Origin of the sequence: Lachnoanaerobaculum umeaense (assembly GCF_003589745.1) — a bacterium.
In the GTDB taxonomy this organism is placed as follows: Bacteria; Bacillota; Clostridia; order Lachnospirales; family Lachnospiraceae; genus Lachnoanaerobaculum; species Lachnoanaerobaculum umeaense.
Window position 1 is genome coordinate 263176 of record NZ_CP032364.1, and the last position, 14591, is coordinate 277766.

General features: G+C 34.1%; 14 protein-coding genes. 13 read left to right on the plus strand and 1 reads right to left on the minus strand.

The window, feature by feature from the left end; translation table 11 throughout:
* The first annotated feature begins 115 nt into the window (after nucleotides 1–115).
* Entirely contained in the window at nucleotides 116–616 is a 501-nt protein-coding gene (locus tag D4A81_RS01015) for a hypothetical protein (RefSeq protein WP_111525058.1), read from the plus strand.
* 27 nt (nucleotides 617–643) lie between these two features.
* Nucleotides 644–1531 carry a ribokinase gene (locus D4A81_RS01020; RefSeq protein WP_111525057.1) on the plus strand — a complete coding sequence of 296 codons (888 nt, stop codon included), beginning with the start codon at nucleotides 644–646 and terminating at the stop codon, nucleotides 1529–1531.
* Between the two features lie 203 nt (nucleotides 1532–1734).
* Here D4A81_RS01020 and D4A81_RS01025 read toward each other — a convergent pair whose 3' ends face one another.
* Nucleotides 1735–2628: an RpnC/YadD family protein gene (locus tag D4A81_RS01025; protein ID WP_111525056.1), complete on the minus strand. Its 894-nt coding sequence runs from the start codon at nucleotides 2626–2628 to the stop codon at nucleotides 1735–1737.
* Between the two features lie 299 nt (nucleotides 2629–2927).
* Between D4A81_RS01025 and D4A81_RS01030 the strand changes: the two genes are divergently transcribed.
* The 11 genes from D4A81_RS01030 (at nucleotide 2928) to D4A81_RS01080 (ending at nucleotide 14573) form a co-directional block, all read left to right on the plus strand.
* Nucleotides 2928–3332 carry an HD domain-containing protein gene (locus D4A81_RS01030; protein WP_242977680.1) on the plus strand — a complete coding sequence of 135 codons (405 nt, stop codon included), beginning with the start codon at nucleotides 2928–2930 and terminating at the stop codon, nucleotides 3330–3332.
* 731 nt (nucleotides 3333–4063) lie between these two features.
* Nucleotides 4064–4570, plus strand: a complete 507-nt coding sequence (locus tag D4A81_RS01035) for a precorrin-2 dehydrogenase/sirohydrochlorin ferrochelatase family protein (RefSeq protein ID WP_111525055.1) — start codon at nucleotides 4064–4066, stop codon at nucleotides 4568–4570.
* Between the two features lie 14 nt (nucleotides 4571–4584).
* Nucleotides 4585–5559 (plus strand): porphobilinogen synthase, encoded by a 975-nt coding sequence (hemB, locus tag D4A81_RS01040; protein WP_111525054.1) that lies wholly within the window; start codon nucleotides 4585–4587, stop codon nucleotides 5557–5559.
* Complete coding sequence (locus tag D4A81_RS01045; protein WP_111525053.1) at nucleotides 5556–6326, plus strand: sirohydrochlorin cobaltochelatase; 771 nt, start codon at nucleotides 5556–5558, stop codon at nucleotides 6324–6326. The genes hemB and D4A81_RS01045 overlap by 4 nt, the downstream gene beginning before the upstream one ends.
* Nucleotides 6316–7245 (plus strand): hydroxymethylbilane synthase, encoded by a 930-nt coding sequence (gene hemC / locus D4A81_RS01050; RefSeq protein WP_111525052.1) that lies wholly within the window; start codon nucleotides 6316–6318, stop codon nucleotides 7243–7245. Before D4A81_RS01045 ends, hemC begins: the two co-directional genes overlap by 11 nt.
* Nucleotides 7238–8731, plus strand: coding sequence for a uroporphyrinogen-III C-methyltransferase (cobA, locus tag D4A81_RS01055; RefSeq protein ID WP_111525051.1), 1494 nt, complete (start codon nucleotides 7238–7240; stop codon nucleotides 8729–8731). Before hemC ends, cobA begins: the two co-directional genes overlap by 8 nt.
* Nucleotides 8712–10007, plus strand: coding sequence for a glutamate-1-semialdehyde 2,1-aminomutase (gene hemL, locus D4A81_RS01060; protein ID WP_111525050.1), 1296 nt, complete (start codon nucleotides 8712–8714; stop codon nucleotides 10005–10007). Before cobA ends, hemL begins: the two co-directional genes overlap by 20 nt.
* Nucleotides 10004–11179, plus strand: coding sequence for a glutamyl-tRNA reductase (gene hemA / locus D4A81_RS01065; protein ID WP_111525049.1), 1176 nt, complete (start codon nucleotides 10004–10006; stop codon nucleotides 11177–11179). Before hemL ends, hemA begins: the two co-directional genes overlap by 4 nt.
* Before the next feature lie 352 nt (nucleotides 11180–11531).
* On the plus strand, nucleotides 11532–12413 hold the full coding sequence (locus D4A81_RS01070; protein ID WP_111525048.1) for a DegV family protein: 882 nt from the start codon (nucleotides 11532–11534) through the stop codon (nucleotides 12411–12413).
* 158 nt (nucleotides 12414–12571) lie between these two features.
* Nucleotides 12572–13633, plus strand: coding sequence for a zinc-binding dehydrogenase (locus D4A81_RS01075; protein WP_111525047.1), 1062 nt, complete (start codon nucleotides 12572–12574; stop codon nucleotides 13631–13633).
* Nucleotide 13634: 1 nt separating this feature from the next.
* Entirely contained in the window at nucleotides 13635–14573 is a 939-nt protein-coding gene (locus D4A81_RS01080; RefSeq protein WP_111525046.1) for a glycosyltransferase family 2 protein, read from the plus strand.
* The last annotated feature ends 18 nt before the right edge of the window (nucleotides 14574–14591 follow it).

Sequence of the window (14591 nt, forward strand, 5' to 3'; positions counted from 1 at the left end):
AATGGGGCATTCACACTTTGGTGTGGATGCCCTGTTTTTTATATATTGAAAGAGATATAAATAGCAAGTATAATGGTATTAGGATTAATGTATTATGGTCGAAGGAGTTCATACTATGAAAAAAATTAAAGACATTAAACAAAAAATGGACAGATTTGTGGATTTTGATGGTATTGCACTTGCAGTTTGGGGTACAAAGTCTGAGGATAATAAAGAGAAGTTTGCTGTTAATTTTGCAATAGATATGAACAGCATATTTGATTTATTATCATTCACAGAATATGATTATGAAAAGGAAAATTATAATCTGAACGACAGTGATATTTTTATTATAAATACATTATATGATTGTATAATGAATTTCTCCAATATGACAGTGGAGTATATAAGTGAGAATGCTATAAATATCTATGTCCCTATAGAAGAATCTTTTGCAAAGCTTGAAATAAGAAGCATTGAATATGAGAGTATTACAATAGTAAGTTATGAAAGAGTAGAATCTAACGAGGGAGTCAAACCGGGTAAAATAGGAATTTACAATTTTGATACAATGGAATATGAGAACTTTCCGGAGGACTTTATAATAGGCGAATCCAGTTATTATGTTTATGGGTAGAATATTTTTAGAAAGTAAGAGTTGATAATGAAGGTACTTAATTTTGGTTCACTAAATCTGGATTATGTATATGATGTAGACCATTTTGTGAGAGAAGGTGAGACTATATCTTCAATGGATATGAATATATTTTGTGGAGGAAAAGGTCTCAATCAGTCTGTAGCATTGGCAAAGGCAGGAGCTAAGGTTTACCATGCCGGAGCTGTGGGAAGTGCAGACGGAGGTATGCTTTTGGATACACTATCAAGTCTAGGTGTAGATATATCTTATATAGAAAGATATGATATATCATCAGGGCATGCCATCATACAAAAGAATAAAGCCGGCAATAATTGTATACTTCTATATGGTGGTGCAAATCAAAATATAGATAAGGAATTTATAAAAGAGGTGCTAAAAGAATTTGACAGTGGAGATATACTCTTACTTCAAAACGAAATAAGTAACCTGGCATTTATTATAGATGAGGGATATGCCAAAGGAATGAGAATTGTTTTAAATCCTTCACCTATAAATGAAAAGATATTTGAATGTGATATTGAAAAGGTAGAGTATCTTATACTCAATGAAATAGAGGCAGCAGATATACTTGGAATTACTTGTATAGATGAAGATGAGCTGGTAGAGAAATTAACAAAAAGATTTTCAAACACCAAGATTGTGTTAACTTTGGGAGAAAAAGGCTCTGTATATGTTGATAAGTATGAGAAAATAAAACAGGAAATATATAAGACTGAAGTCGTAGATACCACAGCGGCAGGTGATACATTTACAGGTTATTTTATTGCAGGCATTACTTCGGGATTAGATGTGAAGCATGCATTGAAGCAGGCGGCAATGGCATCAAGTATTGCAGTGGGTAGAAAAGGTGCATCACCAAGTATTCCTTTTGCCAAAGAGATTTGCGAAAAATAATGCCATTTCATTATTGATAAATAAGGTATTCGTGATTTAGCTATTATAGATTTTAATTTATATAGTGAGTATAGGGTAAATGGGTGAGAAAATCATTAATACAAATGACTTCTGCACCCATTTATTAATTCCAATATTTTCTATAAAATCATTGATTGTACTATAAAACTTACTGTATTTACAGGAAATAATACATCAAAAAGTTACTGCAATATATTATACTCTCTTAACAACTTATATCTGTAATCTTTGTCAGTGTTAGCTCTGCGAAGTTTATCAATATTACCTTCGTTTAACAGCAGTTCATTAAGCTTACTGACCATATCGGCACCTTCCTGCCTGCCCTTCTCCAGACCTTTCTCAAGACCTTTTTCTATTCCTCTATTTTCAATAATATCAAGAACTTCACACATATATTTAGCCTCCTTTTCATTAGCTTCATTTATTGAATCTTCAAATCTTTTATCTCCTGTCATAACGGACATAAGGGTTAGTAATTCATTTATATGCTTTATTGTATAATCCTTTGGATTATATGAGTTGTTTGTCTGTAATTGATGCAGATAATCAACAAGAATCCTAAAATCACTTTTAAATAATGCTATCTTTTCCACATCCAAATATGCTATCTCAAAAAGATTGATTTTGTAATCATTAACGAATGGTTTTAATCTGTCATTAACATTAACAATATCGAGTATATTAATAGGATAGTTCCATCTCTTTTTGTATCCTAAATATAACACCAGGGTAATCACAGGATATTTAGTCTTATATCTACATCGTTTTTTAGTTTGTCTTCCATACTCTATACCGTCATAGCTGATTACTCTTAAAGGCATCAGCTTATCAGGTACGGTTTGATTTTCAAAACCTAATAAAGCAATATTTATACGGCTGTGTTGCCAATACTTAGCAACATCTCTATCCTGAGAATGGACGCTACCGTCAATCTTTAGCATGCTGCTTGTAGGTGTATCAAGTAGAGAATTTTCATCCACTACATTTTCACCATTAAATAGAAGTACATTTACTATGTCTGAAAAGACATCATCGAATTGTTCCAACATCTTTTGTGATATATCTTTCTCTTGCATATTTCGCTCCTTTATTATAACAAAGAAATATTTTTGAATCCACGTTACGATAAAACTTAAGAATATAAGTATGGAAAATTTATAAAAAAGCCATGCAGGATTATTGTTAAATCCTTTTATATCTTTATTATACCAATTAAAAATCTTATTACAATACTGTAATTTAAGACTAAAATTATTTTGATATAGAAAATAAATTACAAGAATAAATATAAATAAAAATATAGAAATGCAGGTATTTTTAAAGGACAGCTAATATAGTAAAATAAAATTATAGAAAAAAGATAAGAGGAGGAGATATGCTGGAGGCTTTGTGGGCAAAGAAAGAAGAAAAGGACGGATTAATGTATTGGTTACCACTCACGGTTCATTTAGAAGATACGGGAAGAATTATGGGACTTTTGTGGGAACATTGGATAAGTGAGGGGCAAAAGAGAACCATTGCAGATGATACGGATATTGGAAAGCAAATAGCAGTATTTATAGGATCAATACATGATATAGGTAAGGCAAGTCCGGCTTTTCAGCTAAAGAAAGGCTTTGCGAATTCTAAGGACTTAGATAAGGAGTTGATAGAAAAGTTGGTCAGTGTAGGGTTTATAGGCATTGATTCACCGGATTTGCGTGTTCCCCGCGTAGGCGGGGGTGATCCCAAGTCATTTACTGTAGAGTTATATACATTCATATGTTCCCCTAGTAGGTGAGGGATTTAGTTTTCATGGGAGTTTGAGAGGGTTTCTGAAATTTACTATTATGATGAGTATAAGAAAATGAGATAAAAGTATACCGGATAAAGTGATGAACTTGGACTTATAAATGGTAAAATATATGCAATTATGGGGGAAGACGAATGGCTTGATATGTATTTAGTAATCGATTAGACAGGAGAAGATTATATGTATACGAGGAGTGATTTTATCATTATTGATAAATAAGGTACTTGTGATTCAGCTATTATAGATTTAAATTTATACAGTAAGTATAGGGTAAATGGGTGAGAAAATAAATTATAGGTACAAATATAAAAATAAAGGCATTTTTAATGTACAGCTTATATGCTAATATGAAAATACAAAAGATAGATAAGCAATGTAGATAAAATTAATAGCAGCTATATTAGCAGAAAGGATGCAATATATGAAAAAGCAGCAAACATGGTATGTGGTGACAATGACAATATTTAAAGTTTTGGGAATTATGATTATTTTGCCAATAAGTGTACTATACTTATTGGCAAAGGAATCAGAGTATAAGTGATTTATATTTATAACGGACCTTATTAAAGCAGGGTGAGCCCTGCTTTTTTGATGTATATTTCTATTATTACAATATATTTCCGATAATATTTATATTATTATATGTTATAATATGAGCAGAATTTTGGGGTTTCTATCTTAGAGACCTTGGACTGTTTTTAGATTATTAGGAGGTAAATATGGCAAAGTATTTTCCATTATTTATAGATATAAGCAATAAGACATTTTTGGTGGTAGGAGCAGGAAATATAGCAGCAAGAAGGATTTTAAAGCTCAAAGAATTTGGATGTAAAATAATAGTTGTAGCTAAGTCTATAGCTGTAACTATAATGGATTTGCAAGATGATAGACTTATTTTAAAAGAAAGAGCATATGACAGTTCAGATGTTGAAAATGTTGACTATGTTATAGCTGCTACCAATGATGAGGAATTGAATGAAAGAATCGTTTGGGACTGTAAAAGAGCAGGAGTTATAGTAAATGATGCTTCAAACTATAAAAACTGTGATTTTTACTTTCCGGGAATTGTTACAGAGGAAGAGATGGTTATAGGAGTTACTTCATCCGGAAGCAATCATAAATTGGCAAGAAGAGTGGCTAGTGCAATAAGATATAATATAAAAGAAATCATTTCGGAATGTAAGAAAGAAGAAAGTGAAAATACAAAGCAGAAAGATTTTGACTGAAATAGGGAGGACATATGTTTAGAACCAGAAGACTGAGAGCAAATGTCAGTATCAGAAATATGGTGAGAGAAACAAGGATAAGTAAAGATGCCCTTATTTATCCTATGTTTTTTGAGGAAGGCAAAAACATATTTGAAGAGATAGAGTCTATGCCGGGACAGTATAGAATGAGTATAGATAGATGTGACAATATTATAGAAGAACTTTTAGATGTGGGTGTAAGTGCTGTAATGCTTTTTGGTATACCGAAGCATAAAGATGAAGTAGGCAGTGAGGCATACCATGACCATGGAATTGTACAAGAGGCAATCAGATATATAAAGAAAAAATATCCGGGGATTTATGTAATAGGCGATGTATGTATGTGTGAATATACCACACATGGGCATTGCGGAATATTAAATAAGAATGATGTGGATAATGATACTACTATAAAGTACCTGGCAAAGATTGCACTCTCACAGGTAGAGGCAGGTGCCGATATGGTAGCACCTTCTGATATGATGGATGGAAGAGTGGAAGAGATAAGAACTCTTTTAGATGAAAACGGATATAAGAATATTCCTATAATGGCATACTCAGCAAAGTATGCTTCAGCATTTTACGGTCCTTTCAGAGCTGCGGCAGATTCTGCACCTGCTTTTGGTGACAGGAAGAGCTATCAGATGGATGTACACAATGTAAGGGAAGCTCTAAAAGAAGTAGAAGAAGATATTTTAGAGGGTGCGGACATTGTAATGGTAAAGCCTGCAATGAGCTTTTTGGATATAGTAGCAAAGGTCAAGGAAATAACGAATGTACCGGTGGCTGCATATTCTGTAAGCGGTGAGTATGCCATGGTAAAGTCCGCTGCTAAGAACGGATTTATAGATGAAGAAAAGATAATGTGTGAGATGGCAGTATCCGCATTTAGAGCGGGGGCGGATATTTATATAACATATTATGCAAAGGAATTGGCAAGGTGTATAGATAAGGGGATAATCGGATGAAAAAAGGAGTTATAGTTGCAAGTTTTGGAACAAGCCATGAAGATACAAGAAAAAAGACGATAGATGTAATAGAAAATGATATTAGAGAGACTTTTTGTGACAGCTTATTTATAAGGGCGTGGACCAGTAATATTATAAGAGCAAAGTTAAAGAGGACAGAAAATTTTCATATCAATAATATAGAAGAGGCTATTAAAGAGGCAATAAGAGAAGGAGTAAAAGAACTTTTAGTGATAAGTACCCATATCATAAATGGTGTAGAACATAATAAGGTAAAGGATACCGTATTAAGCTATAAGGATAAGTTTGAAAAGATAAAGATCGGAAATGCACTCTTAGAAGATAAAGAAGACTTTGACTATATTGTAAAAGCGTTTGATACTCTTTATAAGAAAGGAGAGGATAAGGCATATCTTTTGATGGGGCATGGCTCAGATCATGAGGCAAATAAAGTATATGAAGAGCTTAGAAATGAGCTTGTAGACTACGGAAGAGGCGATATATACATTGCATGTGTAGAAGGTTATCCATACATTGAAGATGTGATGCCACAGCTTACAGATTATAAATCAGTGCATTTGGCACCTTTTATGATAGTTGCAGGCGACCATGCAAAGAATGATATGGCAGGTGATGAGGACAGCTTTAAAACAATGCTTGAAGAAAGAAAAAAGCAGGTGAGTTTTGAGTTAAAAGGTCTTGGAGAGTATGAATTTGTAAGAAAACTTATACTTAAGCATGCAAATGAGGCATTATATGTTTCATAAAGATACAATAAGAATAGGTACAAGAAAAAGTGCTTTGGCACTTGCACAGAGCAAATTGGTGGGGGATGCTATAGTAAATAGCTTCCCCCATATGAAAATAGAATATGTGCCAATGAATACTTTGGGTGATAAAAGGCTTGATGTATCTTTACAGGAAATAGGTGGAAAAGGTTTATTTACAAGGGAGCTTGAAGAAGCACTGATAAATGGTGATATAGATCTGGCAGTACATTCAGCAAAGGATCTTCCTTTAGAGTTTGATAACAGATTAAAGCTTATGCCTGTTTTAAAAAGGGCAGCAGTCAATGATATTCTTGTGGTAAATAAAGATTTAAATACAGATATAAGAAACTTACCAATAGGATTTAGAATAGGTACAAGCTCAAAAAGAAGATACGAACAGTTAAGAATTTTAAACAAAAATATTGAAATACTACCTATAAGAGGAAATGTAATAACCAGAATTGGAAAGATATTTTCGGGTGAGGTGGATGGAGTTATCTTGGCAAGAGCAGGAATTGACAGGCTTATTGCTGATAATAAATATGCCGGAGAATATAGTGATATTTTGGAGAAGATAAGTATTTTTGATATCAAGGAAAAAGATATATTGCCGGCACCTGCACAAGGAATATTATGCGCAGAATATGCAAATGATGATATGGTAGAGATACTTGAAAAAATACAGGATAAAGAATGTGAGTATTTATTTATTGCAGAGAGAAGGTATTTAAGCGTATTGCAGGCGGATTGCCATACAAGTGCAGGTATTTATATATCTGATAATTCAAAAAAATATAGTATAAAAGCTTATTTTGATGGTAAATACATGGAGATGGACAGTATAGAAAATACATTAGAAAATTTGCTGATTACAGTAGAGAAATTAGCAGACAAATTAAAGAGGGAAAATGTTTGATAAAGAAATAAAGAGTGTATCACTGGTAGGTGTGGGTCCGGGAGATGAAAACCTGCTTACATTAAGGGCATGTGAATGCATTGAAACTGCAGATGTGATAGTTTATGACAATCTGATAAATCCCACCATATTAAACAGGGCAAAGATTAATGCAAAGCTTATTTATGCAGGTAAGATATCAGGAAATCATTATCTTACACAGGATAAAATAAATGAAACCATCGTAGAATATGCTCTTTTAGGTGAATATGTAGTCAGACTAAAGGGGGGTGACCCCTATATTTTTGGCAGAGGCGGTGAAGAGGCCGAGTATCTCTTAGAAAGAAATATTGATTTTGAAATAGTGCCTGGTGTCAGCTCATTCTATGCAGGTCTTGGCTATGCCGGAATACCTGTGACATTCAGAGGGGAAGCCGCAGAGTTTCATGTTTTTACCGGACATAAAAAGCAAGGAGAAGAACTTGACTTAAATTTTGAAAATATAGCAAAGCTTGATGGGAGTCTGGTATTTTTGATGGGAATATCAAATTTAAGTTTGATAGTACAAGGTCTGTTATCAAATGGAATGAATAAGGATATTGGGGCTGCTGTTATTGAAAACGGAACAAGGTATAATCAAAGAGTATTCAGAGGTAAGCTCTCAAATATAGAAGAGATTGCAAAAAGAGAAAATATTATTTCCCCGGCGCTTATAGTGGTGGGTAATGTATGTGAAAAGAATCTTGCTTTCTTTAAAAAAGAGATATTGCCTCTATCGGGTAAAAATATACTTCTTACTGCCACTAAAGCTCTGTTAGAAAAGATGTCACCTGAGTTTAAAAAGCTTGGAGCAAATATTTGTGAGATGAGTCTGATTGCTACAAAAGAGATAGAAATTGATAAAAATACTTTTGTTTTAGAACTGGAGCTTGCCACGCATATTTTATTTACAAGTGCAAATGGTGTGGATATATTTTTTGAAAAGATAAAAAACTATGATATAGATGTCAGGAGCTTATACAATAAAAAAATATGTGTTATAGGTAGCGGAAGCAGTGAGGCTTTGAAAAAATATGGAGTGAATGCAGATTTTATTCCTAGTAAGTTTGACTCAAAAAGTTTTGTGGAAGAAATTTTACCAAAACTTGATAAAAACAGCAGAGTACTTATGTTAAGAGCCAATCTTGGAAATGACAATCTTCCAAACGGACTTAAAACAGCAGGTATAGAGTTTCGAGATATTTCTATCTATGACACAATTATTGACTACAGAAGAAGTTTCGAGCTCAATAAGGAAATAAAGAAATTTGATTATGTGGTCGTGGCAAGTGCAAGTGCCGCAAAGGCTTTGTATGAGATGATAGAGGATAAATCCGCTCTTTTAAACAGAGTGGTATCTATAGGGCCTGTGACCACAAAGGCTCTTAGGGAATTTGAAATAGAGGAATTGATTACAGCAAAACAATATGATGTAAAGGGGATAGTGGATGCAATCAAGAAATTATAAAAAGTCTGAAAAGTATTTTGATATATCTAAAGAATATATTCCGGGTGGTGTGAACTCACCGGTTCGTGCGGCAAGGGCGGTACACAGAGATCCGGTATTTATAAAGTCGGGCTTAGGCTCAAAGATATTTGATGTAGATGGAAATGAATATATAGATTATGTATGCTCATGGGGACCGGCAATACTCGGACATGCTCATCCATATGTACTTGAAAAGGTGAAAAAAGCATTAAAAAAAGGGCTTAGTTTTGGTGCTCCCACAAAGAAGGAGTATATATTGGCTGAAATGATAAATGAAGCAATGCCTGTTATGGAGCAGGTAAGACTGGTAAATTCAGGTACAGAAGCGACAATGAGTGCCATAAGACTTGCAAGAGGATATACAAATAAGGACCTTATTTTAAAATTTACAGGTTGCTATCATGGTCACTCAGACGGACTTTTGGTTAAAGCCGGAAGCGGTGTGCTTACAGAGGCAATTTCTTCAAGTGGTGGAGTACCTAATGACTATGCAAAAAATACTGTTGTTGCAGATTTTAATGACAGAGAAAGTGTCAAAGCATTATTTGATAAATACAATGACAAGATAGCAGCAGTTATCGTAGAGCCTGTAGCTGCAAATATGGGTGTTATTCCTCCAAAGGACGGATTCCTTGAATTTCTTAGAGAGATCACAAAAAAGAATAATGCTCTTTTGATATTTGATGAAGTTATTACAGGGTTTAGACTGGCAAAGGGAGGGGCCTGTGAATACTTCGGAATAAAGCCGGATTTGATTACTGTAGGTAAGATAGTAGGTGGAGGTATGCCACTTGCAGCCTATGGAGGGAAAAAAGAGATTATGGCTAAAATAAGCCCTCTTGGTGATGTATATCAGGCAGGAACTTTGAGTGGAAACCCGATAGCAACCACTGCAGGTATTGCGACTCTTGAAGTATTATTTCAAAACCCTGAGATTTATGCACATATAGATGAGAATGCAAGACTTTTAGCTGATGGTATTGAAAAGATAATGAATGAGGGAGAGAAAAAAGTACATATAAATAGAGTAGGCTCTCTTGTATCGATATTTTTCACATCAAAGAATGTGGAGTGCTATGAGGATGTACTAAGCTGCGATCTTGACAAATATGCAAGTTATTACAGTTTTTTAAGAGAGAATGGTATATATGTGGCTCCAAGTCAATTTGAGGCTTTATTTATATCCAATGCACATAGAATGAATGACATAATAAGTACTTTGGATGTGATAGCTGAGTTTGGGGGAAAAGAATGATCTTACTCCTAAGCTTCAGTTTTAGAAACACTCCACAAAGAATAAGAGAATATTTTGCTTTTGAAAATGAGGATAAAGAAAGGCTGTTAAAATCTCTTTGTAATGATGAACTGATAGATGAAGCTGCAATACTTAATACATGCAATAGAACGGAGATATATATTAGTACAGGTAATGAAAAACACACAGGTAGTATTATTAATCTGATTTTAGAAAAATGTGAAGAAATAATAGGTACAGATATAGAAAACCTTAGAGACTATTTGATCTTTTATACAGGGAAAAATGCGGTGTCTCATCTTTACAAAGTCAGTGCAGGCCTGGATTCTATGTTGATAGGTGAAGATCAGATACTTGGGCAGGTAAAGGATACTATTGAATTTGCAAGAGAATGCAATACAGCACATATATATCTGAATACATTGTTTAGAGATGCCATTACTGAGGCAAAAAAGATAAAAACTGAAACATTAATTTCAAAATCCGGAGTATCTACGGCGACTTTGACACTTAGGGCGGCAAAGGATGTTGTAGATTCTTTTGATGGAAGAAGTCTGCTTCTAATAGGAGCATCCGGAAAGATTGGAGATATAGTGCTAAAGAATGCCCTAAGCTATGATTTTTCACATATATATGTTACTAAGAGAAGACATAATATAGATATGTCTCCAAAGGTAACAAATAGAGTAAGTATAATAGAATATAATGACAGATATAAGTATATAGAGGATGCGGATGTTATTATTTCAGCTACAAGTGGCCCACATTTTACTCTGACAAAGGATCACATTCAAGATAATATAATACTTGGAAATAAAAAAGTATTTATTGATTTGGCAGTACCATGTGATATTGATGAGAGAATAAGGAATTTGGACAATATATATTATTACAATATGGATGATATGAAGAAGTTTGCAGATGAAAACAATGAAAAAAAGAAGATGAGCATTGAAAAAGCTTCCTTTATGGTAGATGAAGGGGTGGAGAAGTTTTTGAAATGGGCATTATTTCAAGAAAACTTAAAAGTTTTTTCAGATGCAACTGAAAGTCTTGAAAAGGAAATGGCAAGAATTGGTAAAAAAAAGACTTTGGAACATTTATTTTATAAGATAAGAGATAATGGAAGTTTGGAGGCATTACAGTCAATTATTGATATTTTTTCAGTATAAAATAAATTATTGACTGATTATTTAATAGCTGAACTATTATTTTCCATATTGAACAAATATATTTAATATAAATGTTTATATAGCAAAAATACTTTTTTTGAAATCTTTTTGCAAATAAAAAATAGCATAAAAAATACAAATCAAACAATAAAATATTGAAAAATAGCCTAAATGTATGTTATTATATATTTGCATGAAGATTTGCAATTGACAGAAGATTGACTTGATATGTATAGACAGAAAAAGGATTGACCAATCCTTATATCAGAGAACTTTATATATGTGCGTAGATGATGCTTTGATATTAAAATCCAGTTGGTTAGGTCGCAAAAAAACGTTAGGAGGTATAGTCATGGAGGACTATATTTTATCATGCAGCTCCACCGCAGATATGACTAACGGGTATTACGCTAGTAGGGATATTCATCATATAGACAGTACATATAGTATAAGTGGAAAAACATATGATGGAAGTGAGAGAGAGAGCGTGCCTTTGCCGGATTTCTATGAGAGAATGAGAAATGGAGAAAGTCCGGTAACAAGTCAAATCGACATGGCAGAATACAAGGAATACTTTAAGAAGTTTTTGGAAGATGGTAAAGATGTATTACATATTTGTCTTTCATCAAGTATATCCGATTCGTATCTATCAGCGATGGCAGCAGTGAAGGAACTTAAGGGGGAATATCCTGAAAGACAATTACATGTAGTAGACTCTTTGTCTGCGTCAGCAGGTATGGGCCTGTTGATTGATATTTTGGCAGACAAAAGGGATGAGGGGATGCCTATTGACAAACTGAAGAATTATGCAGAAAACTCTAAAAAGTATATTAATCACTGGTTCTTCTCTACCGATTTAACTACCTATTTGAAAGAAAATAGTCTTAGTAATTTTTCATACAAGATAGGTAAGACATTGAATTTTTGCCCGCTTATGTGTGTAGATGGAGAAGGCAAGCTTGTCGTTATTGAAAAAGTAAAGACTAAGAAAAAGACCATGGAAGCTATAGTTTCCAGAATGGAAATACAGGCGGTTGATGGAAAGAGATATGCAGGAAAGTGTTTTATAAGTCACGCAGATTCAGAGAAAGAGGCAGCTAAATTAGCGAGTATGCTTGAGGCGCGTTTTCCAAATTTAAAGGGAAATGTTGAAGTTAAAGAAATAGGTCATATTATAGGTGCTCACACAGGTCCCGGAACAGTCGCTGTATTTTTTGTTGGAGACAAGAGATAATTATTAAAATTTTAAAAAGAATGAAAAGATGCTTAGACCGGTATTAAAAAGATTTCATCTTTAATACTGGACTAAGCGTTTTTGTTTGCATTCATACTATTGTTGCATTTGCATTTAGGATATATAATAGGGTATAGAACTCTTGGAAAGGAAATACAATGGAAGCATTTGTACTCATAAGAAGAAACGAGGCGGATATTATAGATTTACCAAATCCGATACTCTCAGGTCCATACAATGCCATATTGACACCGATAGCTATATCAGTTTGTACATCTGATGTAAATACAGTGTATGGCTCAGGATCAAAGAAACCTGATAATCTAATTTTGGGCCATGAGGCTGTGGCTAGGGTTTTAAAAGTCGGTGAAAATGTCAGAGATTTCACGGTAGGAGATATAGTGGTGATTCCTTCTATGACTCCAAATTTTCATGACAAGGATATACAGGATGGTAACTTTTTGCATGCAGGAGCAAACTTCAGTGCAAACACTTTAGGAAGAAGTACACCCGGAGTTTTTGCAAGAGAATTTGAAGTGGCTGATGCGGATTTAAACTTGGCTCTTTTACCGGAAGGCGTAAGTATTGGGAGTGGGCTTATGTGTACAGATATGGCAACTACAGGTTTTACAGGTGCAAAAAGAGTTAACTTTGGAGATACTGTAGTGGTACTTGGCATAGGTGGAGTAGGTCTTATGGCAATATGTGGTGCTGCCCTTCGTGGTGCCGGAAAGATCATTGCAGTGGGGAGTAGAGGTGTAAGTATTCCACTGGCATATGAATACGGTGCAAGTGAGGTTATATCATATAAGGAAGACAATATTACAGAATATGTTCTTAAAGCAACAAATGGCAAGGGAGCAGATGTGGTAATAATTGCAGGTGGCAATGATAAGTCTTTTTCAGATGCTATAGATATGGTAAGATATGGTGTTGGGAAAGTTGTAAATCTAAAGCTTTTTACAGGTGATGGAAGTATGGAAATACCTAAGTTTTCCTCAGGAAGGGGGATGTCAGGTAAAAGCATATACATGGAACTGGGTGAAGGTGGCAGAGTAAGGATGGAAAGACTTTTATCGATGGTAAGGCATAAAAGGTTCATACCTGAAAAAATTATTACACATACATTTGAAGGTTTTGAGAATGTAAAACAGGCACTTGAACTTATGAGGGATAAGGGCAATACTGTTATAAAGACAATGATACTTACAGGATGGTAGAATGAAAAAAATAAGTATAGTAGTACCATGTTTTAATGAAGAGGAAAATGTGGTACCTATGGCAAATGCCATAAGAGAAGAGTTTCATAAAAATCTTTCATCTTATGAATATGAGATTATCTTCATTGATAATGATTCAAAAGATAGAACGAGAGAATTGATAAGAGAACTTTGTGAGAATGACAAAGGAATAAAGGGAATATTTAATGCCAAAAATTTTGGACAGTTCAACTCTCCATATTATGGTATGTTGCAAAGTACCGGAGATGCTACAGTGTTGATGGCTGCCGATTTTCAGGACCCGGTAGAAATGATACCTAAATATGTGGAGGCCTGGGAAGAGGGCTATAAAATAGCTATCGGAATAAAGAAATCCAGTCAGGAAAATAAGATAATGTATCATCTTAGAAGTCTGTATTACAAAACTATAAAGAAACTTTCAGAAGTGGAGCAGATAGAGCATTTTACAGGCTTTGGATTGTATGATAGGGCATTTATAAATGTGATGAGAAATCTGGATGATCCGGTTCCGTTTCTTAGAGGAATAGTGGCTGAACTTGGATTTAGAAGAAAAGAGATTCCATACGAGCAGCCACAAAGAAGAGCAGGAACTACCAGTAATAATTTGTACAGATTATATGATGCAGCTATGTTATCAATCACAGCATATACTAAGGTAGGGCTCCGGCTTGCCACTTTTGCCGGTGTTATACTATCAGGTATATCAATGATTATTGCGATAATATATTTGATATTAAAACTGGTATATTGGGACAGATTTCCGGCAGGTATGGCTCCTATTCTTATAGGAATGCTTTTTCTTGGTTCAATACAGATATTTTTTATCGGACTTATAGGAGAGTATATACTTACCATCAATCAGAGGGTAATGAAGAGGCCGTTGGTTGTTGAAGAGGAAAGACTCAATTTTGATGAATAGTTTTGGTTACTATAATAT

Bases quoted from the DNA above. Each gene is read 5' to 3' on its own strand.
- D4A81_RS01020 (WP_111525057.1), top strand. From the start codon at position 644: ATGAAGGTACTTAATTTTGGTTCACTAAATCTGGATTATGTATATGAT.
- hemA (WP_111525049.1), top strand. From the start codon at position 10,004: ATGATCTTACTCCTAAGCTTCAGTTTTAGAAACACTCCACAAAGAATA.
- D4A81_RS01025 (WP_111525056.1), bottom strand. From the start codon at position 2,628: ATGCAAGAGAAAGATATATCACAAAAGATGTTGGAACAATTCGATGAT.
- hemL (WP_111525050.1), top strand. From the start codon at position 8,712: ATGCAATCAAGAAATTATAAAAAGTCTGAAAAGTATTTTGATATATCT.
- D4A81_RS01070 (WP_111525048.1), top strand. From the start codon at position 11,532: ATGGAGGACTATATTTTATCATGCAGCTCCACCGCAGATATGACTAAC.
- cobA (WP_111525051.1), top strand. From the start codon at position 7,238: ATGTTTGATAAAGAAATAAAGAGTGTATCACTGGTAGGTGTGGGTCCG.
- D4A81_RS01035 (WP_111525055.1), top strand. From the start codon at position 4,064: ATGGCAAAGTATTTTCCATTATTTATAGATATAAGCAATAAGACATTT.
- hemC (WP_111525052.1), top strand. From the start codon at position 6,316: ATGTTTCATAAAGATACAATAAGAATAGGTACAAGAAAAAGTGCTTTG.
- D4A81_RS01045 (WP_111525053.1), top strand. From the start codon at position 5,556: ATGAAAAAAGGAGTTATAGTTGCAAGTTTTGGAACAAGCCATGAAGAT.
- D4A81_RS01080 (WP_111525046.1), top strand. From the start codon at position 13,635: ATGAAAAAAATAAGTATAGTAGTACCATGTTTTAATGAAGAGGAAAAT.
- D4A81_RS01030 (WP_242977680.1), top strand. From the start codon at position 2,928: ATGCTGGAGGCTTTGTGGGCAAAGAAAGAAGAAAAGGACGGATTAATG.
- D4A81_RS01075 (WP_111525047.1), top strand. From the start codon at position 12,572: ATGGAAGCATTTGTACTCATAAGAAGAAACGAGGCGGATATTATAGAT.
- D4A81_RS01015 (WP_111525058.1), top strand. From the start codon at position 116: ATGAAAAAAATTAAAGACATTAAACAAAAAATGGACAGATTTGTGGAT.
- hemB (WP_111525054.1), top strand. From the start codon at position 4,585: ATGTTTAGAACCAGAAGACTGAGAGCAAATGTCAGTATCAGAAATATG.